Annotated in this window: 20 protein-coding genes and 1 pseudogene; 17 read left to right on the top strand and 4 right to left on the bottom strand. The window is 71.8% G+C overall.

Going from position 1 to position 25,182, the window contains the following annotated elements; genetic code table 11:
• The first annotated feature begins 29 nt into the window (after window positions 1–29).
• The 5 genes from AC07C1_RS05005 (at window position 30) to AC07C1_RS04985 (ending at window position 6,471) form a co-directional block, all read left to right on the top strand.
• Window positions 30–1,877: a RiPP maturation radical SAM C-methyltransferase gene (locus AC07C1_RS05005; protein ID WP_478936964.1), complete on the top strand. Its 1,848-nt coding sequence runs from the start codon at window positions 30–32 to the stop codon at window positions 1,875–1,877.
• Window positions 1,874–2,413, top strand: coding sequence for a DUF5825 family protein (locus AC07C1_RS05000; RefSeq protein WP_478936963.1), 540 nt, complete (start codon window positions 1,874–1,876; stop codon window positions 2,411–2,413). Before AC07C1_RS05005 ends, AC07C1_RS05000 begins: the two co-directional genes overlap by 4 nt.
• 125 nt (window positions 2,414–2,538) lie before the next feature.
• Complete coding sequence (locus tag AC07C1_RS04995) at window positions 2,539–3,762, top strand: arginine deiminase (RefSeq protein ID WP_478936962.1); 1,224 nt, start codon at window positions 2,539–2,541, stop codon at window positions 3,760–3,762.
• Window positions 3,763–3,877: 115 nt separating this feature from the next.
• On the top strand, window positions 3,878–4,885 hold the full coding sequence (gene argF / locus AC07C1_RS04990) for an ornithine carbamoyltransferase (RefSeq protein WP_478936961.1): 1,008 nt from the start codon (window positions 3,878–3,880) through the stop codon (window positions 4,883–4,885).
• Between the two features lie 140 nt (window positions 4,886–5,025).
• Window positions 5,026–6,471: an amino acid permease gene (locus tag AC07C1_RS04985; RefSeq protein ID WP_478936960.1), complete on the top strand. Its 1,446-nt coding sequence runs from the start codon at window positions 5,026–5,028 to the stop codon at window positions 6,469–6,471.
• Here the strand turns inward: AC07C1_RS04985 and AC07C1_RS04980 are convergent.
• The gene (locus tag AC07C1_RS04980; protein WP_478936959.1) at window positions 6,431–6,883 is read right to left on the bottom strand and encodes an ATP-binding protein; all 453 of its coding nucleotides are present in this window, start codon (window positions 6,881–6,883) and stop codon (window positions 6,431–6,433) included. The two genes, AC07C1_RS04985 and AC07C1_RS04980, sit on opposite strands and share 41 nt — an antisense overlap.
• 315 nt (window positions 6,884–7,198) lie before the next feature.
• Here AC07C1_RS04980 and AC07C1_RS04975 point away from each other — a divergent pair, with 315 nt between their 5' ends.
• The gene (locus AC07C1_RS04975) at window positions 7,199–8,026 is read left to right on the top strand and encodes an enoyl-CoA hydratase family protein (protein ID WP_478936958.1); all 828 of its coding nucleotides are present in this window, start codon (window positions 7,199–7,201) and stop codon (window positions 8,024–8,026) included.
• A gap of 2 nt (window positions 8,027–8,028) precedes the next feature.
• Window positions 8,029–10,386 carry a bifunctional salicylyl-CoA 5-hydroxylase/oxidoreductase gene (locus tag AC07C1_RS04970; protein ID WP_478936957.1) on the top strand — a complete coding sequence of 786 codons (2,358 nt, stop codon included), beginning with the start codon at window positions 8,029–8,031 and terminating at the stop codon, window positions 10,384–10,386.
• Between the two features lie 75 nt (window positions 10,387–10,461).
• On the opposite strand, the gene AC07C1_RS04965 is transcribed toward AC07C1_RS04970, so the two are convergent.
• Together AC07C1_RS04965 and AC07C1_RS04960 are read right to left on the bottom strand one after the other, a co-directional pair.
• Window positions 10,462–11,295: a PaaX family transcriptional regulator gene (locus tag AC07C1_RS04965; RefSeq protein WP_478936956.1), complete on the bottom strand. Its 834-nt coding sequence runs from the start codon at window positions 11,293–11,295 to the stop codon at window positions 10,462–10,464.
• Window positions 11,296–11,310: 15 nt separating this feature from the next.
• Complete coding sequence (locus tag AC07C1_RS04960) at window positions 11,311–12,903, bottom strand: AMP-binding protein (RefSeq protein ID WP_478936954.1); 1,593 nt, start codon at window positions 12,901–12,903, stop codon at window positions 11,311–11,313.
• Window positions 12,904–13,180: 277 nt separating this feature from the next.
• Here AC07C1_RS04960 and AC07C1_RS04955 point away from each other — a divergent pair, with 277 nt between their 5' ends.
• The 3 genes and pseudogenes from AC07C1_RS04955 to AC07C1_RS04945 form a co-directional block, all read left to right on the top strand.
• The gene (locus AC07C1_RS04955; protein ID WP_478936953.1) at window positions 13,181–14,314 is read left to right on the top strand and encodes an acyl-CoA dehydrogenase family protein; all 1,134 of its coding nucleotides are present in this window, start codon (window positions 13,181–13,183) and stop codon (window positions 14,312–14,314) included.
• Window positions 14,311–14,709, top strand: a complete 399-nt coding sequence (locus tag AC07C1_RS04950; RefSeq protein ID WP_478936951.1) for a RidA family protein — start codon at window positions 14,311–14,313, stop codon at window positions 14,707–14,709. The genes AC07C1_RS04955 and AC07C1_RS04950 overlap by 4 nt, the downstream gene beginning before the upstream one ends.
• Window positions 14,710–14,824: 115 nt before the next feature.
• A pseudogene (locus AC07C1_RS04945) lies at window positions 14,825–15,244 on the top strand (DUF6299 family protein); the annotation flags it as partial.
• 318 nt (window positions 15,245–15,562) lie between these two features.
• Here AC07C1_RS04945 and AC07C1_RS04940 read toward each other — a convergent pair.
• On the bottom strand, window positions 15,563–16,393 hold the full coding sequence (locus AC07C1_RS04940) for a GntR family transcriptional regulator (RefSeq protein ID WP_478936949.1): 831 nt from the start codon (window positions 16,391–16,393) through the stop codon (window positions 15,563–15,565).
• 301 nt (window positions 16,394–16,694) lie between these two features.
• Between AC07C1_RS04940 and AC07C1_RS04935 the strand changes: the two genes are divergently transcribed.
• From AC07C1_RS04935 to AC07C1_RS04905, 7 genes are all read left to right on the top strand, one after another.
• The gene (locus AC07C1_RS04935; RefSeq protein WP_478936948.1) at window positions 16,695–17,975 is read left to right on the top strand and encodes an extracellular solute-binding protein; all 1,281 of its coding nucleotides are present in this window, start codon (window positions 16,695–16,697) and stop codon (window positions 17,973–17,975) included.
• Between the two features lie 120 nt (window positions 17,976–18,095).
• Entirely contained in the window at window positions 18,096–19,091 is a 996-nt protein-coding gene (locus tag AC07C1_RS04930; RefSeq protein WP_478936947.1) for a carbohydrate ABC transporter permease, read from the top strand.
• On the top strand, window positions 19,088–19,918 hold the full coding sequence (locus AC07C1_RS04925) for a carbohydrate ABC transporter permease (protein ID WP_478936946.1): 831 nt from the start codon (window positions 19,088–19,090) through the stop codon (window positions 19,916–19,918). The genes AC07C1_RS04930 and AC07C1_RS04925 overlap by 4 nt, the downstream gene beginning before the upstream one ends.
• 8 nt (window positions 19,919–19,926) lie before the next feature.
• The gene (locus AC07C1_RS04920; protein WP_478936945.1) at window positions 19,927–21,438 is read left to right on the top strand and encodes a glycoside hydrolase family 3 protein; all 1,512 of its coding nucleotides are present in this window, start codon (window positions 19,927–19,929) and stop codon (window positions 21,436–21,438) included.
• A 155-nt stretch (window positions 21,439–21,593) separates the two neighbouring features.
• Window positions 21,594–22,625 carry a phytanoyl-CoA dioxygenase family protein gene (locus tag AC07C1_RS04915; RefSeq protein ID WP_478936943.1) on the top strand — a complete coding sequence of 344 codons (1,032 nt, stop codon included), beginning with the start codon at window positions 21,594–21,596 and terminating at the stop codon, window positions 22,623–22,625.
• Window positions 22,622–23,959 carry a DUF6271 family protein gene (locus AC07C1_RS04910; RefSeq protein WP_478936942.1) on the top strand — a complete coding sequence of 446 codons (1,338 nt, stop codon included), beginning with the start codon at window positions 22,622–22,624 and terminating at the stop codon, window positions 23,957–23,959. The genes AC07C1_RS04915 and AC07C1_RS04910 overlap by 4 nt, the downstream gene beginning before the upstream one ends.
• Window positions 23,956–25,182, top strand: a complete 1,227-nt coding sequence (locus AC07C1_RS04905; protein ID WP_478936940.1) for a type III PLP-dependent enzyme — start codon at window positions 23,956–23,958, stop codon at window positions 25,180–25,182. Before AC07C1_RS04910 ends, AC07C1_RS04905 begins: the two co-directional genes overlap by 4 nt.

The raw sequence follows: 25,182 nt of genomic DNA, 5'->3' as shown, positions 1-25,182 counted from the left end.
ATCCTGGAGAAGCGGCCGACCCGCTGAGCATGCGCCTCCATCTGGTCACGATGCCGTGGCACCCGATCGACCTGCCCTCGCTGCAACTGGGCCTGCTGAACCGCATCGTGCGCCGGGCCCGCCCCGGTGACGAGGTGACCGAGTTCCACGGCTCCCTGCGCTGGGCGGAGTTCCTGCTGGAACGCTCCGGCGGCCGGCTGCGGCCGGGCGACTATGTGGCCGTCGGCAGCGACGCGATCTTCCACGGCCTGGGCGACTGGGTCTTCTCCGGCGCCCTGTACGACGAGCCCGGCTGGGGCCTGGCCCGGCTGCGGGACTACGCGGCCGCCCGGGACGTCTTCATCGACACCGCCGTCGCCATGCGCCCGTACGCCGCCGCCTTCATCGCCGAGTGCGCCACCGAGGTGCTGGCGGCCGAGCCGGACGTGGTCGGCTTCACCAGCACGTTCATGCAGAACGTCCCCTCCCTGGCGCTCGCCCGTGAACTCAGGCGAATGCGGCCGGAGTTGGTGATCGTGTTCGGTGGCAGCAACTGCGACGGCCCGATGGGCCACGCCCTGCACCGCAACCACCCCTTCGTGGACCATGTGGTGCGCGGCGAGGCCGAGTACGCCTTCCCGGCCCTGTTACGCCACCTCGACGAGGGCACCCCGCCCGCCGACGTGCCCGGCCTGTGCTGGTGGGACGGCCCGGTGTCCCGCGCCAACCCGGAGACCCGGCGGACCGTGGCGCCCGCCGACATCCCCTCGCCCGACTACGACCAGTGGCAGACCGCCCTGGACGCCTCCCCGGTCCAGGAGTACGTGCACCCGAAGCTGGTGGTGGAGGGGGCCCGGGGCTGCTGGTGGGGCGAGAAGCACCACTGCACCTTCTGCGGGCTGAACGGCTCCGCCATGGCCTTCCGTGCCAAGCCAGGGGAGCGGCTGTGGGCGGAGATCGACCGGCTGGTGCGCCGCCACCGCATCCTCGACGTCGTCACGGTCGACAACATCATCGACATGGCCTACTTCCGCGACTTCCTGCCCCGCGTCGCCGAGAGCGGCTGGGACCTGCGGCTGCACTACGAGGTCAAGTCCAACCTCACCCCCGCACAGCTCCAGCTCCTCGGCGCCTCCGGCACCGTGCACATCCAGCCCGGTATCGAGAGCCTGGGCAGCCGCGTCCTGGACCTGATGGACAAGGGTGTCACCGGCGCCCGTAACGTCCGCACCCTGCGCGAGTGCGAGAACCACGCGCTGACCTGTTCCTGGAACCTGCTGTACGGCTTCCCCGGCGAGACCGCCGACGACTACACGCCCGTCGTCGACCAGCTTCCCGCCCTGGTCCACCTCCAGCCGCCGAGCGGCGCCCACCGGATCCAGCTGGAGCGTTTCAGCCCGCACTTCACCGACCCGGGACTCGGCTTCGGCAAGCGCCGCCCGGCCGTCATGTACCAGCACGTCTACGACCTGCCCGAGGAGGAACTCGCCGACCTGGTCTATCTGTTCGACGCCGAGGACGCGGGCATCGCGGGCCCGGTCGAGCAGCGGCTCAAGGACGCCGTCGCCGAGTGGCGGGCCGGGCACGCGCACTCCCGGTTGCTGTTCGAGGAAGACGGCCCGGCACTGCTGGTTCACGACCGGCGGCACGGCCGGCCCCCGGCCACCCATCGCTTCACCGGCTGGCGGGCCGAGGCGCTGCGCCGCCTGGAGGCCGGCCGGACCGTGGCCGCCCTGCACCGGCTATTGACCGCCGACGGCCACGAGGTGACCACGCGGTCCTTGGCCGAGTGGGTCCAACACGCCTTCAGTCAGGGGCTGTTGTTCCGTGACGGCGTCACCTACGTGGCCCTGCCGACCTGGGGCGAACCGGTCCGCCTGGCCGAGGGGGCCGGATGAGCGGGCTGCCCGGGGCCGTGCCGCACCGGCTCACCGGGCGCCGGGTCGAGGCCATCGAGCCCCTGGACCTCAGCGGCAGGGGCCGGGGAACGGCGGAGGCGGTGCGGTTCCTGCGCGAGTGCCAGGGCCTCGGTCTGCGGGTGGGCTGGCGGGCCACGGGCGAGCCGTCGTACGACCTCGGTGTGCTGCGTCATCTGCCCCCGCCCACCGAACTGCCGGCCGGCCAGGGGGAGCTGGACGCCTGGCGGGCCGGGCACGCCCACGGCACCCTCTACCACCGGCGCGGTCCCGGCTTCGTGACGGTCCTGGACCGGCGGAAGGAGGGCACGGCCGTCCGGCTCACCCTCGACCACCCCGGTCTGCACGCCGCCTTCCTCCGGCTCCTGGAGCCCACGCTGCTCGACGTCCTCGACGCCACCGAGCGGGAGGCCGCCGAGCTGCTCACCGCCGAGCGGCTGGTCCTGGTCTGCGGCGGCTGGGCGGTGGCCCTGCCCCCGCGCATCCGGCAGTGGCCCGTGCCCTGCACCGCGATCTGATCACCGGTTCCCCAGGGCGCCGGCAGGTCCGCCGTGCCCATTTGTCGTCAAGGGGACGAAAACAAGCGTCTGCGGAAACCGCGGAGAGGCGGGTGAACCCGGGGCCCGATGGTCAGGATGGAGGCATGGGATTCCAAGTCGACTCCGAGGCCGGGCGGCTGCGCCGCGTCATACTGCACCGGCCGGATCTCGAGCTCAAAAGGCTCACCCCCAGCAACAAGGACGCTCTTCTCTTCGACGACGTGCTCTGGGTGCGCCGGGCGCGCGCCGAGCATGACGGCTTCGCCGACGTCCTGCGCGACCGCGGCGTCGCCGTCCACCTCTTCGGCGACCTGCTCGCCGAGACGCTGGAGATCGCCGAGGCCCGCACCCTCGTCCTGGACCGGGTCTTCGACGAGAAGGAGTACGGCCCCCTCGCCACCGACCATCTGCGTGCCTCCTTCGACCGGATGACCCCGGGCGAGCTGGCCGAGGCCCTGGTCGGCGGGATGACCAAGCGGGAGTTCCTGGACGCGCACACGGAACCGACCTCCGTCCGCTTCCACGTCATGGAGCTGGACGACTTCCTGCTCCGCCCGCTGCCCAACCACCTCTTCACCCGCGACACCTCGGCGTGGATCTACGACGGCGTCTCCATCAACGCCATGCGCTGGCCCGCCCGGCAGCGTGAGACCGTCCACTTCGAGGCGATCTACCGCCACCACCCGCTCTTCCGTGACGAAACGTTCCGTATCTGGTCGCGGGGGCAGGCCGACTACCCCTCCACCATCGAGGGCGGTGACGTCCTGGTGATCGGCAACGGCGCCGTGCTGATCGGCATGAGCGAGCGCACCACCCCGCAGGCCGTGGAGATGCTGGCGCACAAGCTGTTCGCGGCGGGCTCGGCGCGCACGATCGTCGCGCTCGACATGCCCAAGCGGCGGGCCTTCATGCATCTCGACACGGTGATGACCATGGTCGACGGGGACACCTTCACCCAGTACGCCGGGCTCGGCATGCTGCGCTCGTACACCATCGAACCGGGAGCCGGTGAGCAGGAGCTCAAGGTCACCGACCATCCCCCGGAGCACATGCACCGCGCGATCGCCGCCGCCCTCGGACTCGGGGAGATCCGGGTGCTGACCGCCACCCAGGACGTGCACGCCGCCGAGCGCGAGCAGTGGGATGACGGCTGCAACGTCCTCGCCGTCGAGCCCGGTGTGGTCGTCGCCTACGAGCGGAACTCGACCACCAACACGCATCTGCGCAAGCAGGGCATCGAGGTGATCGAGATCCCGGGCAGCGAGCTGGGGCGGGGCAGGGGCGGCCCGCGCTGCATGAGCTGTCCGGTCGAGCGCGAGGCGGTATGACCTGGCGGAACCGGGAAGGGCTGGGACCGAACGGACGGCCGGCGGTCGTATAGAAATGCCGACCGTCGTATAGAATTCCAAGGTCCCTGCCAGTCGTACCCCTGGAGCGCCCCCCATGGCGACAGTCCCGACCGCACTCGCCGGCCGCCACTTCCTCAAGGAGCTGGACTTCACCGAGGAGGAGTTCCGCGGTCTGGTCGAGCTGGCCGCCGAGCTGAAGGCCGCCAAGAAGGCGGGGGCCGAAACGCGGTACCTGCGGGGGCGCAACATCGCGCTGATCTTCGAGAAGACCTCGACGCGCACCCGCTGCGCGTTCGAGGTCGCCGCCGCCGACCAGGGCGCCCACACGACCTACCTCGACCCCTCCGGCTCGCAGATCGGGCACAAGGAGTCCGTGAAGGACACGGCGCGTGTTCTCGGCCGGATGTTCGACGGCATCGAGTACCGCGGGGACAGCCAGGCCAACGTCGAGGAGCTGGCCGCGTACGCCGGCGTGCCCGTCTACAACGGCCTCACCGACGACTGGCATCCCACCCAGATGCTCGCCGACGTGCTCACCATGACGGAGCACAGCGCCAAGCCGCTGCGGCAGATCGGCTTCGCCTACCTCGGTGACGCCCGCTTCAACATGGGCAACTCCTATCTGATCACCGGCGCGCTGCTCGGCATGGACGTACGGATCGTCGCGCCCAGGCAGTACTGGCCGGGCGACGACGTCGTGACCCGGGCCCGCAAGCTGGCGGAGGGCAGCGGCTCCGTCATCACGCTCACCGAGGACCTCGCCGAGGGCGTCAGGGGGGCCGATTTCATCGCCACCGACGTCTGGGTCTCGATGGGCGAGCCCAAGGAGGTCTGGGGCGAGAGGATCAAGGCGCTCGCGCCCTACGCCGTGACCATGGACGTCCTGCGCGCCACCGGAAATCCGGACGTGAAGTTCCTGCACTGCCTGCCGGCCTACCACGACCTGGGCACCAAGGTGGGGCAGGAGATCCACCAGGCCTACGGCCTGCGGTCCCTGGAAGTGACGGACGAGGTCTTCGAATCCGCCCACTCGGTCGTCTTCGACGAGGCCGAGAACCGGCTGCACACGATCAAGGCGGTGCTGGTAGCCACACTCGCCTGAGCAGCCTTATTCTGACCGGCGGCCCGGAGCCACCCCTTCCGAGGCCGCCGCCGCGCCCGCCCCCGGGCTCTCGACTCCGTTCGAGCAGGGGGGAACCCCATGCCGGGCGCCCCGCACCACCAGAAACGAGCACCACCCGCATGCCCGCTCCCCGCATCAAGTCCCCGCATCTGCTCGTCGCCGAATCCGGCGCCGACCGCGAGGGCCACGGCCTCAAGCGCACGATGGGCCTCTTCCAGCTCATCTGCTTCGGCGTCGGCGCCATCGTCGGCACCGGCATCTTCGTCGGCCTCTCCGACTCCGTCGCCCAGGCCGGACCCGCCGTCGTCGTCTCCTTCATCCTGGCCGCGCTCACCTGCGTCTTCACCGCGTTCTCCTTCGCCGAGCTGGGCGGCGCCATCCCGGTCTCCGGCTCCTCGTACTCCTTCGCCTACGCGGGCCTCGGCGAGTCCACCGCCTTCCTGGTCGGCTGGTGCCTGCTGCTGGAGTACGGCGTCTCCATCTCAGCCGTCGCGGTCGGCTGGAGCCAGTACGTCAACGAGCTGCTGCACAGCCTCACCGGCCGGCAGCTGCCCGCCGCGCTCTCGGCCGGTCCCGGCGACGGCGGGATCGTGAACCTCCCCGCCGTCATCGTGATCGCCATGGCCTCCGTGCTGCTGGTGCGCGGGGTGCGCGAGAGCGCCCGGGCCACCGCCGCCATGGCCGCCGTGAAACTCGTCATCCTGCTCGCCTTCTGCGCCATCGGCTACAGCGCCTTCAAGGACGGCAACCTCACCCCGTTCTCCCCGGCCGGCCTCGGCGGCATCGGCGCGGGCACCACCGCCGCGTTCTTCTCCTACATCGGCTTCGACGCGATCACCACCGCCGGCGAGGAGGCCAAGAACCCGCGCCGGGACATCCCCGTGGCGATCATGGTCTGCATGGGCCTGGTCACCCTGCTGTACTGCGCGGTCGCCGTCGCCGCGATCGGTGCCATCGGCGGCGACCAGGTGGCCGGCCGCCCCGCGGCGCTGTCCTACGTCGTCAACGAGGTCACCGGCTCCAGCCTCGGCGGCGGGGTCATCGCCTTCGGCGCGGTCGTCGCGATCGCCTCGGTGGTCCTCGCCGTGATGTACGGCCAGACCCGCATCCTGATGTCGATGTCCCGGGACGGCCTGATCCCGCGCGTCTTCGAGAAGGTCTCCCCGAGGACCTCCACACCGGTCGCGGGCACGCTGATCGTGGCGGTCGTCTTCGCGGTCCCGGCGGCCTTCGCCTCCCTCGACGCCGTGATGAACCTGTGCACCATCGGCACGCTCGCCGTCATGGCCGTCGTGAACGTCGCGGTCATCGCCCTGCGCCGCCGCGAACCGGGACTCGCCCGCAGCTTCCGTGTACCGCTCTACCCCGTGGGCCCGCTGCTCGGCGTCGCCTTCTGCCTGTACCTGAGCTACGAGACCGGCTGGCAGACCTGGCTCCAGTTCGCCGGGTTCCTCGCGGTGGGACTGCTGGTCTACGTCGCCTACGGACGCCGGCACTCCACGCTGGCCGACCCGGCCCCCGAGGTCACGCCGGACGCCGCTGAGCGGGAATCGCAGGCAGTCTGAACCACACCGCCTTGCCCGAGGGGGTGGGGCGGTGACCGCAGGACGAGCTGAGGGCGCGGATCAGCAGCAGACCGCGCCCTCCCTCCTGCCAGACGTCGGGCTCCTCGATCACGGGCCGGGTCAGATGGCCGGGCGGCGCCGGGTCCGGGTCGTGCACCTCGACCTGGCAGCCGGTCGGCAGCAGCTCCACCACCAGCTCTATCGGGCCGCGCCCGGCGGTGTGCTCCACCGCGTTGGCCACCAGCTCCGCCGTGAGCAGCTCCGCGGTGTCGCAGTCGGCCGGGTGCTCCACCTCGGTGAGAGCCGTGCGCACCAGAGCGCGCGCCACCGGCACCGCCGCGGCGGTGTGCGGCAGGGCGATGCGCCAGGAGGCCGATTCGGCGGGGCGATGGTGCAAGGCGAGTCCGTTCATGGAGCAGGCTGTCCTGCTTTCGACTGTAGGAATGGTACGGGCCCGGCCACACAGTCCGTCGACGGGCTTCGCCCGGGACTTCCGGCCCCGGTACCGGGCGGCTTACCCCGCAGAACGGCCTGCCTCGCGCGGCGGTGCCCACTGTTACGGCGCTGTCGCCGACCGGTGACGCGTGTGACCCGACGCGGCCGATCGGCGCACGCTTGTCGCGCGACCGTGACGACAGTCACAAACAGGTGATAACTTCATGGGGTAGCACCGTGAGGTACCCACCGCTGCAACGTGAGGCACCGCCCCCCTAGGAGGCCGCACGTCATGAGTCCCTTCACCGGCTCCGCCGCCCGCACCTCCGACTGGTCGCACCTGCGGGTCCAGCTCGCCGACGGGGTCGCCACCGTCACCCTCGCCCGCCCCGAGAAACTCAACGCCCTCACCTTCGGCGCCTACGCCGACCTGCGCGATCTGCTCGCCGAACTCTCCCGGGAGCGCTCGGTGCGCGCCCTGGTGCTGGCCGGTGAGGGGCGCGGTTTCTGCTCCGGCGGCGATGTCGACGAGATCATCGGCGCCACCCTGGCCATGGACACCGCCCAGCTGCTGGACTTCAACCGGATGACGGGCCAGGTGGTCCGGGCGATCCGCGAATGCCCGTTCCCGGTGATCGCCGCCGTGCACGGGGTCGCCGCGGGCGCGGGAGCCGTCCTCGCCCTCGCGGCCGACTTCCGGGTGGCCGACCCCTCGGCACGCTTCGCCTTCCTCTTCACCCGCGTCGGCCTCTCCGGCGGCGACATGGGCGCGGCCTACCTGCTGCCGCGGGTCGTCGGTCTCGGCCACGCCACCCGCCTCCTCATGCTCGGCGAGCCGGTTCGCGCACCCGAGGCCGAACGCATCGGACTGATCAGCGAGCTGACGGAGGAGGGCCGGGCGCATGAGGCGGCACTCCAGCTGGCCCGCCGCCTGGCCGACGGGCCGGCCCTGGCGTACGCCCAGACGAAGGCCCTGCTGACCGCCGAGCTGGACATGCCCTTGGCGGCATCGGTCGAGCTGGACGCCGCGACCCAGGCCCTGCTGATGAACGGCGAGGACTACGCGGAGTTCCACGCGGCCTTCACGGAGAAGCGCCCGCCGAAGTGGCGGGGGCGGTGACCATGGCGACCGACCCGAGGAACGAAGGGGCGCGGGGAACCGCGCGACAAGCCACGACGAACCCGCAGCCGCCGGCGTCGACCGGCCACCCCCACCGCATCGCGATCATCGGCGGCGGCCCCGGCGGCCTCTACGCCGCGGCCCTGCTGAAACGCCTCGACCCGGCGAGAGAGGTCACCGTCTGGGAACGCAACCCCCCGAACGAGACCTTCGGCTTCGGAGTGGTCCTCTCCGACGAGACCCTCGGCGGCATCGAACACGCCGACCCGGTGGTCTACGCGGCCCTCCGAAAAGACTTCGTCCGCTGGGACGACATCGACATCGTCCACCGAGGCACCCGGCACACCTCCGGCGGACACGGTTTCGCCGCCCTCGGCCGGCACCGTCTCCTGGAGATCCTGCACGACCGCTGCCGCTCCCTCGGCGTGCGGATCCACTTCCGCACCGAGGCCCCGCCCCCGGACCGCCTCGCGGCGGACCACGACCTCGTCATCGCCGCCGACGGGGTCCACAGCACCACCCGCGAGACCTACGCCCAGGTGTTCCGCCCCCAGGTGACCGAGCACCACTGCCGCTACATATGGCTCGCCGCCGACTTCGCCTTCGACGCCTTCCGCTTCGAGATCGCCGAGACCGAGCACGGCGTGATGCAGCTGCACGGCTACCCGTACGCGGCCGACGCCTCCACCGTCATCGTCGAGATGCGCGAGGAGGTCTGGCGGGCGGCGGGATTCGACGAGGTCACCCCGCAGGAGTCCGTCGAGCGCTGCGCCAAGCTCTTCGCCGACGCGCTCGGGGGCCGGACCCTGCGCTCCAACGAGTCCGCCTGGACGACCTTCCGTACGGTCGTCAACGACCGCTGGTCGCACGGCAACGTCGTCCTGCTGGGCGACGCCGCCCACACCGCCCACTTCTCCATCGGCTCCGGCACCAAGCTCGCCGTGGAGGACGCGCTGGCCCTGGCCGCCTGCCTCCGGGAACAGCCCGACCTCCCCATGGCGCTGGCGGCCTACGAGGAGGAGCGCAGGCCCGTCGTCGCCTCCACGCAGCGGGCCGCGCGGGCCAGCCTGGAGTGGTTCGAGAACCTGCGGCTGTACCTCGGCCGGCCGCCCCGCCAGTTCGCCTTCAACCTGCTCACCCGCAGCCGCCGCGTCACGCACGACAACCTGCGCCTGCGCGATGCCCGTTTCACCGAGGCCGTGGAGCGCGAGTTCGGCTGCCCGCCCGGCACACCCCCGATGTTCACCCCGTTCCGGCTGCGTGGCCTGACCCTGCGCAACCGGGTCGTCGTGTCACCGATGGACATGTACTGCGCCACCGGCGGCGTCCCCGGCGACTTCCATCTCGTCCACCTGGGCGCCCGGGCTCTCGGCGGCGCCGGTCTGGTGATGACCGAGATGGTGTGCGTGAGCGAGGAGGGCCGCATCACCCCGGGCTGCGCCGGCCTCTACACCGGCCGGCAGGCGGAGGCGTGGCGGCGCATCACCGACTTCGTCCACACCCGCGCCCCCGGCACCGCGATCGGCGTGCAGCTCGGGCACTCCGGCCGCAAGGGTTCCACGAAGCTGATGTGGGAGGGCATGGACGAACCGCTGTCCGACGGCAACTGGCCGCTCGTCGCCGCCTCCCCGCTGCCGTACAAGCCGGGCAGCCAGACCCCGCGCCAGCTCTCCCGGGCCCAGCTCACCGACATCCGCGAACAGTTCACGGCGGCCGCGTGGCGGGCCGCCCGGGCCGGCTTCGACCTGCTCGAACTGCACTGCGCGCACGGCTACCTGCTCTCCGGCTTCCTCTCCCCGCTCACCAACCACCGCACCGACGCCTACGGCGGCTCGCTGGAGAAGCGGCTGCGCTTCCCGCTGGAGGTCTTCGACGCCGTACGCGGGGTGTGGCCGGCGGAACGGCCGATGACCGTCCGCATCTCCGCCACCGACTGGGCCGAGGGCGGTACGACGGCCGAGGACGCGGTCGAGATCGCCCGCGCCTTCGCCGCGCACGGCGCCGACGCGATCGACGTCTCCACCGGGCAGGTGGTGGCCGAGGAGCGGCCGGAGTTCGGGCGGTCGTACCAGACGCCGTTCGCCGACCGCATCCGGCACGAGGCCCGTATCCCGGTGGTGACGGTGGGCGCGATCTCCTCCTGGGACGACGTCAACTCCCTGATCCTGGCCGGGCGTACGGACCTGTGCGCGCTGGCCCGCCCGCACCTGTACGACCCGCACTGGACTCTGCACGCGGCGGCCGAGCAGGGCTACGACGGCCCCGGTGTCGTCTGGCCCGCGCCGTACCGGGCGGGCAGCAGGCGCCCCCGGACAGGACGCACCGACGCCCCGAGACCCCGGCTCACACTGGGTGGCTGAGGTACCCCAGGCCTCGCGCACCTCGAGCGGCGGCGTGGGGATCTCGCCCTCAACCGGACGCAGAAGTGGTGCGGATCACCTTTCGGTGGGGCGCGCCGTCACGCCCGCGAACTCCGCGCCCACATCGCGCAGTCGCTCGTGCAACGCCCGGAACACCGCTGCCGAGCGCACCCCCGGCCATTCCTCGGGGAGCAGCCGCGAGGGCAGGCCCGGGTCGGTGTAGGGGAGGTGGCGCCAGGAGTCGAGGGCGAGGAGGTAGTCGCGGTAGGCCTCCTCGGGCGGGGTGCCCGGGCGGTGCTCCCAGGCGTGCAGGACCGGGGCGTGCACGTCCAGGAAGCGCTCGTGCTCCTTGGCGATCGCGGCCAGGTCCCACCAACGGGCGACCGCCTCGGCCGTCGGTGCGAAGCCCAGGTGCTCGCCGCGGAAGAAGTCCACGTACGGGTCCAGGTGCAGCCGGCGCAGGGTGTGCCGTGTCTCCTCGTACAGGCGGGCCGGGGCGATCCACACCCCCGGGGCGGCGGTACCGAAGCCCAGGCCGGCCAGCCGGGACCGCAGCACATGCCGCTTCTGCCGCTCCGACTCGGGGACGGAGAAGACCGCCAGCACCCAGCCCGCGTCCCCGGGCGGCGCCGTCGCGTAGATGCGGCGGTCACCGTCGTCCAGCAACTGGCGTGCCTCGGGCGAGAGTTCGTAACCCGCCGCGCCGGACTCCGTGCGGGCCGGCCGCAGCAGGCCGCGCCGTTTGAGCCGGGACACCGAGGAGCGTACCGACGGCGCGTCCACCCCGACCGCGGCCAGCAGCCGGATCAGCTCGGCTACGGGCACCGGGCCGGACATGAAGCGGCCGTACGCGCCGTAGAGCGTGACGATGAGGGACCTGGGGGCGTGCTGGTCGGACACGTTGATCATTTTAGGTCGTCGGCTTCACTGCCGGTGACCCGCGGTGCGCAGCCGGAACCGCTGCAGCTTGCCGGTGGCCGTGCGGGGGAGCGCGTCGAGGAAGACGAACTCGCGCGGGCATTTGTAGGGCGCCAGTTCGGACGTGAGGAACGCGCGGAGCGCCTCGGGGTCGCGCCCGGCCCCGTCGCGCAGGACGGTGTACGCCACCGCCACCTGGCCGCGCACCTCGTCGGGCCGGCCCACGACCGCCGTCTCCACCACGTCCGGGTGGCGCAGCAGCGCGTCCTCCACCTCTGGTCCGGCGATGTTGTACCCGGCGGAGATGATCATGTCGTCGGCACGGGCCACATAGCGGAACCAGCCGTCGGGCTCGCGGACGTAGGTGTCGCCGGTGATGTTCCAGCCGTCACGCACATACTCACGCTGGCGCGGGTCGGCGAGGTAGCGGCAGCCGACCGGGCCGCGCACCGCCAGCAGTCCGGGCTCGCCGTCGGCCACCGGGGCGCCGTCCGGGTCCTGCACCCGCGCCTGCCAGCCCGGCACCGGGACACCCGTCATGCCGGGCCTGATCCGCTCGTCCGCGGCGGAGATGAAGATGTGCAGCAGTTCGGTCGCGCCGATGCCGTTGATGATGCGTACGCCCGTGCGCTCGTGCCAGGCCCGCCAGGTGGCCGCGGGCAGGTTCTCGCCGGCCGACACACAGCGCCGCAGGGACGAGACGTCGTACCCGTCCAGCGTGTCCAGCATGGCGCGGTACGCGGTGGGGGCGGTGAACAGGACCGAGACGCGGTGCTCGGCGATCGCGGGGAGCAGCTGTCCGGGGCCGGCCTGTTCCAGGAGGAGGGCGCTGGCGCCGGCCCGCATCGGGAAGACCACCAGCCCGCCGAGGCCGAAGGTGAAGCCGAGCGGGGGGCTGCCGGCGAACACGTCGTCCCCCCGGGGACGCAGCACATGCCGGGAGAAGGTGTCCGCCGTCGCGAGCACATCCCGGTGGAAGTGCATGCACCCTTTCGGGCGACCCGTGGTGCCGGAGGTGAACGCGATCAGGGCGACGTCGTCCGCCGCGGTGTCGACCGCCGGGTACGGGATGGCGGGCGCCGGGCGGTGCAGGAGGTCATCGGGCGCGTCGCCGCCGTACGTCGCGATCCGCAGTCCGGGTATCCCGGCCCTGGCCAGGTCGTCCACCACCCGGATGTCGCACAGCGCGTGCCGCACCTCGGCGATCCCGCACATCGTCGCCAGCTCCTGCGGGCGCTGCTGGGCCAGCACGGTCACCGCGACCGCGCCCGCCTTCAGCACGGCCAGCCAGCAGGCGGCGAGCCAGGGCGTGGTGGGGCCGCGCAGCAGGACCCGGTTGCCGGGGACCACGCCCAGGTCGCCGGTGAGCACGTGCGCGATCCGGTCGACGTGCCCGCGCAGCTCGCCGTACGTCCAGGTGGGCCCGGCCGGAGTGCGGAAGACCGGGCGGTCCGGGCCGGCGCCGGCCAGGAGTTCCGCGGCGCAGTTCAGCCGTTCGGGGTAACGCAGCTCCGGCAGATCGAACCGCAGCTCGGGCCACTCGTCCGGCGGGGGCAGGTGATCGCGCGCGAAGGTGTCGACGTGGGCCGAGAGGTGCATGGCGGTTCGCCCCCTTGCCGTGACAAACGTCGAGACGGGCGTCGTGGTGGGCACCGGCGTCCTGGTGGGCTCGCGGTTTGAGCGTATCGTGTTGGTGACGGCAGTCAACTGTGCGCGATAACGTCGGACGGGGGCGGCTCCCGATGAGGCCGGCGCCCCGCGAAGTGACGGGGTGAGCCGTGGTGGCCCGCCCGGAGGGTGACGGGGGCCGTCGTGCCCCGTCCCCGGAAGGTGACGGGGGCCGCTGTGGTGGCCGTCCCCGGAGGGAGGAACGGCTGTGCCCGCATTCTCACTCGGACCGGAGCAGACCGCCTGGTGTGCCGAGCTGCGCACACTGGCCGCCGAGCGGCTGCGCCCGCTCGCCGACAAAGGCGAACCCGGCCGCGTCAACCGGCCGCTCCTCGCCGAACTCGGCCGGCTCGGGCTGCTGGGGCGGCTGTTCACCTCCGGCGCGCTCGACCTGTGCCTGATGCGCGAGTCCCTCGCCCAGGCCTGCACCGAGGCCGAGACCGCCCTCGCCCTCCAGGGCCTGGGCGCCCACCCGGTGCATGCCCACGGCACCCCCGCACAGCGCGAGCAGTGGCTGCCCCGCGTCGCCGACGGCAGTGCGGTCGCCGCCTTCGCGCTGAGCGAGCCCGGAGCCGGGTCGGACGCGGCGGCGCTGTCCCTCGCCGCCGAGCCCCACGGCGACGGCTGGCGGCTCACCGGCGCCAAGTGCTGGATCTCCAACGCCCCCGAGGCCGACTTCTACACCGTCTTCGCCCGCACCGCGCCCGGCGCGGGAGCGCGCGGCGTGACCGCCTTCCTCGTCCCCGCCGACCGGCCCGGACTCACCGGCGGCGCACTGGAGATGATCTCGCCGCATCCCATCGGCGCCCTCGACTTCGACGCCGTGCCCGTCACCGCCGCCGACGTGCTCGGCGAGACCGACCGCGGCTTCGCCGTCGCCATGGGCACCCTCAACCTCTTCCGGCCCAGCGTCGGCGCCTTCGCGGTGGGCATGGCCCAGGCCGCGCTCGACGCCACGCTCGGCCACACACGCCGACGCGAGGCCTTCGACGGAAGACTGATGGACCTTCAGGCCGTGTCCCACCAGGTCGCCGAGATGGCGCTGCGCACCGAGGCGGCCCGGCTGATGGTGTACGCGGCGGCGACGGCGTACGACGAGGGCGCCGACGGCGTGCCGGGGCGTGCCGCGATGGCCAAGCTGCTCGCCACCGAGACCGCGCAGTACGTCGTCGACACCGCCGTCCAGCTGCACGGCGCCCGTGCCCTGCGCCGGGGCCACCTCCTCGAGCACCTCTATCGCGAGGTGCGCGCGCCCCGTATCTACGAGGGCGCCAGCGAGGTCCAACGGGGCATCATCGCCAGGGAGTTGTACGCCACGACCCACGACCGGGAGGCCCGGTGACCACCGAGCGCGTCAACCCGTCCGAGCTGTCCCCGCCCACGGGCTTCTCCCATGCCGTGGTCGCGGCCGGCTCCCGCGTGGTGTTCCTCGCGGGCCAGACCGCCCTCGACACCGACGGCAAGGTCACCGGCACCACACTCGCCGAGCAGTTCGAGAAGGCGCTCGCCAACCTGCTCACCGCCCTGCGCGCGGCCGGCGGCACCCCCGCCGACCTCGCCCGGGTCACCGTCTACGCCACGGACGTCGCCGACTACCGCGCCCAGGCCGGCCGGCTGGGGCGCGTCTGGCGGGACCTGGCCGGCCGGCACTACCCCGCCATGGCGGTCGTGGAGGTCGTACGGCTGTGGGACGAGCAGGCGCTGGTGGAGCTGGACGGGTTCGCCGTACTGCCGTAGGGCGCCTGGGCCGGCGGCCACCGACCCGCCACCGAAGGAGTGACGTCACGCCCCCCGGCGCGGCCGCCGGGTACCAGTGGAGGCCCCCAACCCCACGGAACCGGGAGGCCCCCCCATGCCCGTACGCCCCGCCCTCGTCGCGGCCCTCGGTGCCGCCGTCCTGCTCTGCGCCGCCGCAGGTCCGGCCGGCGCCGACCCCTCCGAGACCATCACCGTCGACCCCACCGGCCGCATCGCGGCCGACGGTACGGTCACCCTCTCCGGCACCTACCGGTGCACCGGGGCGACCGGGCCGGTGTTCGTCAGCTCCTCGGTCAGCCAGGCCGATCCCCACGTCCAGCACGGCATCGGCGGCAGCGGCGTCCGGTGCGACGGCGCCGAACACCACTGGCAGAACAGCGGCACGGTCTCGTCGGAGTCGCTCAAGGCCAAGACGGCGCATGTGCGGGCCGCGCTCATGGAGACGCGCCCGACGGGACTCGTGCCGCTGCCGACCTTCCACGCGGTCGCGGACCAGGACGTCAAGCTGACCAAGGACACCGAAGACACCATGGACACCGAAAACACCATGGAAGCCCCGGAAGGCAAGGACACCACCTGCACCGAGGAAGTCAAGAAGACCAACGGCACCACGGACGCCAAGGGCAGTAAGAAGGCCAAGGACGCCAAGAGCACCAAGCACGCCAAGGGCATCAAAAAGGCCAAGGGCATCCATCACGCCAAGGGCTGAGCGGCACACGCCCGGCCGGCGTCCGGGCCCCTCCCGGGAGAGGCCGGACGCCGGCCGGGCGGTCGGTGCCGGCCGCACCGCCGCGGCCCGACCGGCCGGGGCAGGCCGCCGGTCCCCGGCGGATCAGGTGAGGCCGAGGCCCTCGGGGCCGGGTGGAGCGGTTCTGCGCCGGACCGCCGTGGGGGACAGGCGCAGGTCCGGCCGGCGCAGCGCGGCCACGAACTTGTAGCGGGAGCCGCGGTACACCGACCGCACCCATTCCACCGGGGTGCCCTCCGCGTCCCGTGAGTGCCGGGACAGCAGCAGCATCGGCAGCCCCACGTCGGTGCCGAGCAGTTGTGCCTCGCGCGGGGTCGCCAGCGAGGTCTCGATGGTCTCGTCGGCCTCCGCGAGATGGACGCCGTACACCTCGGCGAGCGCCGTGTAGAGCGACGGACAGGTGCCCAGGGAGCGGCGCAGCCCGGGAAAGCGGCGCACGGACAGATGGGTCGTCTCGATCGCCATCGGGTCGCCGCTGGCGAGCCGCAGCCGCTCGATGCGCAGCACCCGCTCGCCGATGGCGATGCCGAGCAGTCCCGACAGTTTCTCGTCGGCGGGGCTCTCCCCGATGTCCAGCGTCTGCGAGGCGGGCGTGAGGCCCTGGGCGCGCATGTCCTCGGTGTGCGAGGTGAGCTGGAGCGTGCGGTACAGCTTGGGCTGGGCGACGAAGGTGCCCTTGCCCTGGATCCGGTCGAGGCGGCCCTCGCCCACGAGTTCCTGCAGCGCCTGCCGGACGGTGGTCCGGGAGGTGCTGAACCGGACGGCGAGCAGACGTTCCGCGGGCATGGCCGAACCGGGCTCCAGCGCCTCGGTCATGGCGAGGAGCTGTTGTTTGATCCGGTAGTACTTCGGCACGCGCGCGGTGCGGCCGAGCGCCCCCCTGCGTGGCTGGGCGCTGCTGACGTCGGTGGTCATGCCTGCCTTCCCGGCTGTGTCGGTGGGCTCCCGTTATAGCGACCAACTGCCCTATGGTCTAGTCCAACTGAACGCTCCGGGCGAAGACCGGGCGAAGGGGGCGGGCGGGCTCCGATGACGTTCTCGTAACAGCCGTAACCGGCTTCCCGGACCACCCTTGACACCCCGAAAGGTCTAGGCCAAGCTCCACGTTACTGGTCTACACCATTCGTGGCCAGGCCCGAGCCCTACGTGCAACAGCGTCGTACGCAGGTCACCGCCGAGGGCGTGGGGGGTAAGTGGCATCCCTGAGGAGGGTGGCGTGAAGCGCAAGCTTGCGGCCGCGATCGTGATCGCGGGCATGATGGTTTCCGTCTCGGCGTGCGGCGGCGACGACGGCAAGGACAGTGGCAAGGACGCGGGGCCGGAGAGCTGGAAGGGCCAGACGCTCACCGTCTGGACGATGGACGGTTCCGCGCCGCCGCAGTGGACCAAGGACGTCCAGGCCGCCTTCGAGAAGAAGACCGGCGCCAAGCTGAAGTTCGAGATCCAGAAGTGGGACGGGATCCAGCAGAAGATCACCACAGCCCTCTCCGAGTCCAACCCGCCGGACGTCATCGAGGTCGGCAACACCCAGACCCCGGCCTACGCGGCCACCGGCGGTCTCGCCGAACTGGGCGACCTCAAGCAGCAGATCGGCGCCGACTGGACGCCGTCGGTCTCGCAGTCCTCCGTCTACGACGGCAAGCAGTACGCCGCCCCCTGGTACTTCGCCAACCGCGTCGTCGTCTACAACAAGAAGATCTGGGCGAAGGCCGGCATCAAGGACACCCCCAAGACCCGGGACGAGTTCTTCAAGGACCTGGAGACCATCGGCAAGAAGACCGACGCCGAGCCGCTCTACCTGCCCGGCCAGAACTGGTACTTCTTCGACGGCCTGACCATCGGCCAGGGTGCCGACCTGGTGAAGAAGGACGGCGACAAGTACGTCTCCAACCTCGGCGACCCCAAGGTCACCAAGGCGATGGAGGTCTACAAGAAGTACGCCTCCTACTCCGAGGCACCCAAGGACAAGGACGAGGCCACCCCGCAGCAGGCGACCGTCTTCGCCAAGGGCAAGACCGGCGCCTTCATCGGCATGGGCTGGGAGGCCGGCACCGCGATCCAGGCCAACAAGGCCATCGAGAAGGACCTCGGCTACTTCACCATCCCGGGCGAGACGGCCGGCAAGCCCGAGGGCGTCTTCCTCGGCGGTTCCAACCTCGCCGTCGCCCAGAACAGCAAGAAGCAGTCCCTGGCCGAGGAGTTCCTGAAGATCGCCCTGTCCGACCAGTACGAGGGCGAACTGGCCAAGCTCAACGGTGTCATCCCGAACAAGGGGTCCCTGGAGAGCAACCTCAAGGGCAACGGCGCCGCCGAGGCCGCCGCGCCCGGTGCCGCTGTCGGTGGCACCACCCCGCTGATCCCCGAGTGGGCCGCGGTGGAGAACACCCCGAACCCGATCAAGTCCTACATGACCGCGGTGCTGAACGGTAAGTCCCCGGCGGACGCCGCGAAGCAGGTCGAGGGCGAGATCAACAAGCGCCTGGCCCAGCAGAACTGATGACCGCGCCGGGGGTGCCGCGCAGGCACCCCCGGCTGTCATGTGCCGTGCGCGCCACCGCCGATCCCGTGCGCACGGCCGAGCAAATCGTTCGTACGGCCACGGAAGAGATGGCAACTCATGTCAGTGCAGACCGAAGGCACGGACACGGCCGGGGGGCCCGCTGTCCACAATGCCCGGGTGCCGGTGCCGCCGCGAGGTGAGGACCGCACCTCCCGGGCGCCGTCCCGCCGCGCCGCCGCCCCCTACCTGCTCCTGCTGCCCGCACTGCTGGCCACACTGGTCCTGCTCGGCTGGCCCCTGGTCAAGAACGGCATGCTGTCGTTCCAGAACCTCAACCCGCGGCAGCTCATCCAGCACCTCACCGAGTGGAACGGCGTCGACAACTACCGGGGCGTCCTGACCGAGTCGGAGTTCTGGCACGTCGTCGAGCGCTCGGTCTTCTTCACCGCCGCCAACGTCGTCCTGATCATGCTGCTGGGCACCCTGATCGGACTGCTGCTGGCCCGGCTCGGCAAGAAGATGCGGCTACTGCTCATGCTGGGCCTCGTCCTCGCCTGGGCCATGCCCGTCATCGCGGCCACCACCGTCTACCAGTGGCTGTTCGCTCAGCGCTTCGGCGTCGTCAACTGGGTCCTCGACAAGCTCGGCTGGCACTCCATGGCCGACCACAACTGGCTGGAGACCCAGCTCTCCACCTTCGCCGTGGTCACCCTGCTGATCGTCTGGCAGTCGATCCCCTTCGTGGCGATCAACCTCTACGCCGCCACCACGACCATCCCCAGGGAACTGTACGAGGCCGCCTCCCTGGACGGCGCGGACGCGTGGAAGAGCTTCACCTCCGTGACCCTGCCCTTCCTGCGGCCGTTCCTGTACGCGACGACCTTCCTCGAGGTCATCTGGGTCTTCAAGTCCTTCGCGCAGATCTTCGCCCTCAACGAGGGCGGCCCCGACCACCTCACCGAGACCCTGCCGATCTACGCCTACGTCGAGGGCGTCGGCAACCAGCACTTCGGCGTCGGCGCGGCGATCTCGTTCCTCACCATCATGGTTCTGCTCGTCATCACCTCGTACTACCTGCGCATGGTGCTCAAGCAAGAGGAGGACGAGCTGTGAAGCGCTCGGTCTTCGGCCGTATCTGGCCCAACGCGACCGCCGTCGTCCTCTTCGTCGGCTTCGTGTTCCCCGTCTACTGGATGTTCGCCACGGCCTTCAAGCCGACCGGCGACATCATCGCCGACAACCCCGTGTGGTTCCCGACCGACGTCACCTTCAGCCACTTCAAGCGGGCCGTCGGCGCCGACCACTTCTGGACGCTGGTCCTCAACTCCGTCACCGTCACCGTCCTGTCCGTCGTGTTCTCCCTGGTCATCGCCCTGTTCGCGGCCTTCGCCCTCACGCGGATGCGCTTCAAGGGCCGGCGCGGTCTCATCGTGACGTTCATGCTGGCGCAGATGGCCCCCTGGGAGGTCATGATCATCGCCATCTACATGATCGTCCGCGACAACGACATGCTCGACAGCCTGGTCCCGCTCACCGTCTTCTACACGATGATGGTGCTCCCGCTGACCATCCTGACCCTGCGCGGTTATGTGGCCGCCGTGCCCAAGGAGCTGGAGGAGTCGGCCATGGTCGACGGCTGCAGCCGCTTCCAGGCCTTCGTCAAGGTGATCTTCCCGCTGCTCGCGCCCGGACTGATGGCGACCTCGCTGTTCGGCTTCATCACCGCCTGGAACGAGTTCCCGCTCGTCCTGATCCTCAACAAGGCCAACGAGAAGCAGACCCTGCCGCTGTGGCTGTCCCAGTTCCGGACCGCCTTCGGTGACGACTGGGGCGCCACGATGGCCGCCTCGTCCCTGTTCGCGCTGCCCATCCTGATCCTCTTCATCTTCCTGCAACGCAAGGCTGTCAGCGGTCTGACCGACGGCGCCGTGAAGGGATGACGTTCCCGATGACCACACTCGCCACCACGGCATCCGGCAGCGGCTCCGCCGCGGGCGACACCCTCACCCGCAACGCCCTCGCGGTGCTCCAGCCGGGGTTCGACGGCACCACCGCGCCCGACTGGGTGCGCCGCCGCCTCGGCGAAGGCCTCGCCTCCGTCGCCCTGTTCGGCCGCAACGTCGTCAGCGAGGACCAGGTCACCGCCCTGACCGCCCAGTTGCGCGCCGAGCGGGACGATCTGCTGGTCGCCATCGACGAGGAGAGCGGTGACGTCACCCGCCTCGACGTCCGCACCGGCTCCTCCTTCCCCGGCAACCACGCCCTCGGCGCCGTCGACGACCCCGACCTCACCCGGGCCGTCTCCCGCGAACTGGGCCGGCGCCTCGCCGCCTGCGGCGTCAACTTCGACTGGGCGCCGTCCGCCGACGTCAATGCCAACCCCGACAACCCCGTCATCGGCGTCCGCTCCTTCGGCTCGGGCACCGACCTGGTGGCCCGGCACACCGCCGCCTGGGTCGAGGGCCTGCAGTCCACCGGCGTCGCCGCCTGCACCAAGCACTTTCCCGGCCACGGCGACACCAACGTCGACTCCCACCACGCCGTGCCGCGCATCGACGTCGACGCCGAGACCCTCTACGCCCGCGAACTGCCGCCCTTCCGCGCGGCCATCGCCGCCGGCACCCGGGCCATCATGAGCGCGCACATCCTCGTGCCCGCCCTCGACCCGGACCGCCCCGGCACCCTTTCCCGGCGCGTCCTCACCGACCTGCTGCGCGGTGAACTCGGCTACCAGGGCCTGATCGTCACCGACGGCATGGAGATGCGCGCGATCGCTGGCACCTACGGCCTGGAGCACGGTGTGGTCCTGGCGATCGCGGCCGGCGCCGACGCCATCTGCGTGGGCGGCGGGCTGTGCGACGAGGCCACCGTGCTGGGACTGCGGGACGCGCTCGTGGCCGCCGTACGCTCGGGCGAACTGCCCGAGGAGCGGCTCGCCGACGCGGCGGCCCGGGTGCGCCGGCTGGCCCACTGGACCGCCGAGGCGCGCGGCGCCGCGGAGAAGACCGCCCCCGACCCCGAGATCGGCCTGATCGCGGCCCGCCGCGCCCTGACCGTGACCCGCGCCGGCGCGGCCGCGCCGGTCACCGAACCGGTGTACGTCGCCCAGTTCAACCCGGCCCCCAACATCGCCGTCGGCGACCAGACCCCGTGGGGCGTGGCCGCCGAGCTGGAGCGGCTGCTGCCCGGCAGCACGTCCGGCTCCTTCACCGGCGCCGACGCGGGCACCGCCGCGCTCGCCGCGGCCGACGGCCGCCGGATCGTCGCCGTGGTCCGCGACGCGCACCGGCACGACTGGATGGGCTCCGCCCTCGCCGCCCTGCTCGCCGCCCGGCCCGACACCGTCGTGGTCGAGATGGGTCTGCCGCAGGCCCCGCCGCGCGGCGCCCCGCACATCGCCACCTACGGCGCCGCCCGTGTCTGCGCGATGGCGGCGGCCGAGGCCGTCGTCGCCGGCTGACCCACCGGCCCACCGGCCGCCCGCCTCTCACCGCGGGCGGCCGACCTCTTCTTTCCACCAGGGAAACCGGTGGCCCCTCGCGCCCTGGCGCTTGCCACCGGCACATGTCTCACGTCCGACCCGAAGGTGCTCGACCAACACCCCGGAGTGATCGCATGCAGACGTCCGCCCCCTTCCTCCACCGAGCGGCGACCGACCGCCCCTACTTCAGCGCCGACGGCGAGACCTACCTCGCCCCGACGCCCCTGCGTGACATCGAGAAGACACGGCCCCTCAGGGTGCTGTCCGAAGAGGATCACGCCTTCTGGCAGACCTACGGCTATGTCGTCGTCCCCGAGGCCATCACCCCTGGCGAGGCGAAGGCCCTGCTCGACTTCGCCTGGCGGTTCCAGGGACTCGATCCCGACCGCCCCGAGACCTGGTACGCGCAACCGGAGTTCCGTTCCGAGCTGGACCAGCACCTCTACATCTACGGCTTCGTCGAGGCGTACCACCACCAGCTCATCTGGGACAGCCGCCAGAGCCGGCGGGTCCACGACGCCTTCGTGGACGTCTGGGACTGCGAGGAGCTGTGGGTCACCCTGGACCGGCTCAACCTCAACCCGCCCAACATACGCAGCCGTTCCCGCTCCCTGATCGAGCCCACCGACGAGGGCTTCGACATCGAACTGCACTGGGACGTCGACACCACCCTCGCCGTGCTCCCGCAGCGGGTCCAGGGCATCATCGCGCTCACCGACACCCGGCCCGAACTCGGTGGCTTCCAGTGCGCCCCGGAGCTGTTCCGCCGCTTCGAGGAGTGGCGCGTCGCCCAGCCACCCGGCCGTGACCCGATCCGTCCGGGCGCCGACCGCACCGAGTTCCCGGTGGTCCGTCCCGACCTCCAGGCCGGTGACCTGCTGATCTTCAACGGGCTGCTCGCGCACGGAGTGGCCCCGAACCTCTCTGACAACGCTGTCCGAGCCGTCCAGTACCTGTCGATGATGCCCGCCCTGGAGGAGCACACGGCCCTGCGCGACTCCCGCGTGGAGTCCTGGCGCACCCTGGCCACCCCCGACTGGAACGCCACCCTGCTCGGCGACGCCCGGGAACCGGAGGCCCTGCGCTACGGCCCCGCCGACCTCAACCCGCTCGGCAGGAAGCTGCTGGGTCTGGACGCCTGGAAAACCCACGGGACAGCACGGTGAACCAGGCTGTCACCGCACCCCGCATCTGCCTCACCCTGCCCACCAACCGGGCCTGCTCCGCCACGCTCAGCGCGATCCACGACGAGGCCGCCTACGCGTCCCGCCGCTTCGGCGCCGACGTCCAGCTGCTGATCCTCGACTCCTCCGACGACCGCACCCGCGCCGAGCACGCACGCGTCGTCGCCAGCCTCCCGGCGGTTCGGCACGTGACCGTCCACCACCTCGGCGAGGAAGCCCAGCGGGACTTCCTGCGCCGGGTCGTCCGGGCGGCAGGCCTGCCGGAGCCCGACCGGCTGCTGCGCCTGATGCTGCCGGCCGCCGTCTCCTACGGTGCCTGCACCAACCGCGCGTTCCTGCTGGCCGCCGCGCTCGGCTGCCGGTCCGTGCATCGCCGGGACTCCGACAGCGCCTACCAACTCCACTCACGGCAACCGGTGTTCCCCGTCCATCACGAGCTGCCGTGGCTGGGCCGGCCCGCCGCCGAGGTCGCGGCCGGCGTCACCCGCACCGACCTCGACCCCGCCCACGCCCACCGCCCGGTGTCGCTGGCCGGAGCCTCCTTCATCGGCGAACTCTCCGTCGACATCGGCGAGATACGCCGGCTGGACGAGGGCGTCTACCACGACGTGGTCGGCCTCTGGGCGCCGGGCGACTGGCCGGAGGAGCGCCGACGGGACCTGGTCGAGGAGTCCTTCACGGGCGCGGGCACCGACCCCTTCACCGGCGACCGGGCGACGCTCACCCTGGTGGACCCGATGCGCGTCGACATGTGCAACATCGCCTTCGACCACGCGGTCTACGAGCGGATCCCGCTGCCGCCCGCCACCGACACCATCGGCAGCGACTACTTCCTCCTCCACCTGGTCCACGACGCCGGGCTGCCCGGCATCCTGCACAACCGGCACATCGAGAACTTCCACACCCCCGAACGCCGCACGGACACCGGCTTCCCGGCCTACCAGCGGCGGTTCGTGAAGTTCCTGCTGTCCATGCTCCACTTCCACCACGTCTACGACCGGATGGCGGCCGAGGGCGGCCGGCTCCTGGACGAGTCGCAGCACGTCCGCCCCGACGCGGTCACCGGCCTCCTGCGGGAGAGCACCCGGCTGGACCGCGCCGAGAACGAGTGGCGACTGGACCGGGTCGACACCGCGTACCGGAAGCTCGGCGGCCGGTACGCGGCGTTCGCCGAACAACTCGCCGCAGAACGGGAACGGTTGCTGGACGAGGCCGAGCAGGACATCGCGGACTTCGCCCACCTCGTCGAGGCCTGGCCGGCGCTCGTCCAGGCTGCCCGCACCACCGCACTCGCCCCCGGGGACGGACCGGCGTGAAGACCAGCACACCACCCGGCGGAGGCATCAGCGCACCCCTCGCCGCCGCACTGAGCGCCGCGCGGAGCGACCGCGTCGTCTACGACCTCACCGGCATCGAGACCCAGTACGACACCCTGCTCCGCGAACTGCCCGGCCTCCAGGTCCGCTTCGCCCTGAAGGCCTGCCCCGTCGACGACGTCCTGCGGTGCCTCGCCGACCGGGGCGCCGGCTTCGACGCGGCGAGCCCCGCCGAGATCGTCCAGGCCCTGCGCACCGGGACCCCCATCCACCGCATCCACTACGGCAACACCGTCAAGTCCGACCACGACATCGCCGAGGCACACCGGCTGGGCGTCCGCGCATTCGCCACCGACAGCGTCGAGGACGTCACCGCGATCGCCGAACACGCCCCCGGCACCCGGGTGTTCTGCCGCCTCGCCACCAGCGGGGAGGGCGCCCTGTGGGGCCTGAACCGCAAGTTCGGCTGCACCCCGGCCGACGCCGTCCGCGTGCTGACCACGGCCCGCGCGGCCGGCCTGACCCCGGCGGGCCTGTCCGTGCACGTCGGCTCCCAGCAGATGACCGGCGAGGCCTGGCAACAGGCCCTGGACACCCTCGCCGAGACCCTGACGGCGCTGGCCGGGCGGGGGATCGTACCCGACCACGTCAACCTCGGCGGCGGGCTGCCCGCGCTCGGCTACCGGGACCGCCACGGCAACCTCCTCGAACCGCCCCTGGACAAGATCTTCACCGTGCTCCGCGAGGGCATGGACCGCCTGCGCGGCCTCACCTCCGCGCCCCTCGCCCTCGTCATGGAGCCGGGCCGTCACCTGGTCGCCGACCACGGCGCCGTCCGCGCCCACGTCTCCCGGCTCACCCGGCGCCGGCAACCGGACGGCGCGGACGGCCACTGGCTCTACCTGAGCTGCGGCAAGTTCAACGGCCTCTACGAAATGGACCAGTTGACGCACCGGCTGGTCTTCCCCGGCCACCCCGACGACCGGGACCACGTCCCCGCGATCGTCGCGGGCCCCAGCTGCGACAGCGACGACGCCTACGGCGGCGGCCGGTACCCGGTGCGCGTGCCCCGGTCCGTCACCTCCGGCGACCCGGTCTGGATCCTCTCCGCCGGCGCCTACGCCACCAGCTACATGACCCAGGGCTTCAACGGCATCCGCCCGCTGCCGTGCACCTCCGTACGCGGCACCGGCGAGCCCCTCGCCCCCGAAGAACGGCACTGA

It is taken from the genome of Streptomyces sp. NPDC045022, assembly GCF_056432605.1.
This window is presented reverse-complemented; position numbering and strand designations above follow the sequence as displayed.

Excerpts from the sequence above, each read along its gene's own strand:
- AC07C1_RS05005 (WP_478936964.1), top strand. The coding sequence starts at position 30 with ATGCGCCTCCATCTGGTCACGATGCCGTGGCACCCGATCGACCTGCCC.
- AC07C1_RS05000 (WP_478936963.1), top strand. The coding sequence starts at position 1,874 with ATGAGCGGGCTGCCCGGGGCCGTGCCGCACCGGCTCACCGGGCGCCGG.
- AC07C1_RS04995 (WP_478936962.1), top strand. The coding sequence starts at position 2,539 with ATGGGATTCCAAGTCGACTCCGAGGCCGGGCGGCTGCGCCGCGTCATA.
- argF (WP_478936961.1), top strand. The coding sequence starts at position 3,878 with ATGGCGACAGTCCCGACCGCACTCGCCGGCCGCCACTTCCTCAAGGAG.
- AC07C1_RS04985 (WP_478936960.1), top strand. The coding sequence starts at position 5,026 with ATGCCCGCTCCCCGCATCAAGTCCCCGCATCTGCTCGTCGCCGAATCC.
- AC07C1_RS04980 (WP_478936959.1), bottom strand. The coding sequence starts at position 6,883 with ATGAACGGACTCGCCTTGCACCATCGCCCCGCCGAATCGGCCTCCTGG.
- AC07C1_RS04975 (WP_478936958.1), top strand. The coding sequence starts at position 7,199 with ATGAGTCCCTTCACCGGCTCCGCCGCCCGCACCTCCGACTGGTCGCAC.
- AC07C1_RS04970 (WP_478936957.1), top strand. The coding sequence starts at position 8,029 with ATGGCGACCGACCCGAGGAACGAAGGGGCGCGGGGAACCGCGCGACAA.
- AC07C1_RS04965 (WP_478936956.1), bottom strand. The coding sequence starts at position 11,295 with ATGATCAACGTGTCCGACCAGCACGCCCCCAGGTCCCTCATCGTCACG.
- AC07C1_RS04960 (WP_478936954.1), bottom strand. The coding sequence starts at position 12,903 with ATGCACCTCTCGGCCCACGTCGACACCTTCGCGCGCGATCACCTGCCC.
- AC07C1_RS04940 (WP_478936949.1), bottom strand. The coding sequence starts at position 16,393 with ATGACCACCGACGTCAGCAGCGCCCAGCCACGCAGGGGGGCGCTCGGC.
- AC07C1_RS04930 (WP_478936947.1), top strand. The coding sequence starts at position 18,096 with ATGTCAGTGCAGACCGAAGGCACGGACACGGCCGGGGGGCCCGCTGTC.
- AC07C1_RS04920 (WP_478936945.1), top strand. The coding sequence starts at position 19,927 with ATGACCACACTCGCCACCACGGCATCCGGCAGCGGCTCCGCCGCGGGC.
- AC07C1_RS04915 (WP_478936943.1), top strand. The coding sequence starts at position 21,594 with ATGCAGACGTCCGCCCCCTTCCTCCACCGAGCGGCGACCGACCGCCCC.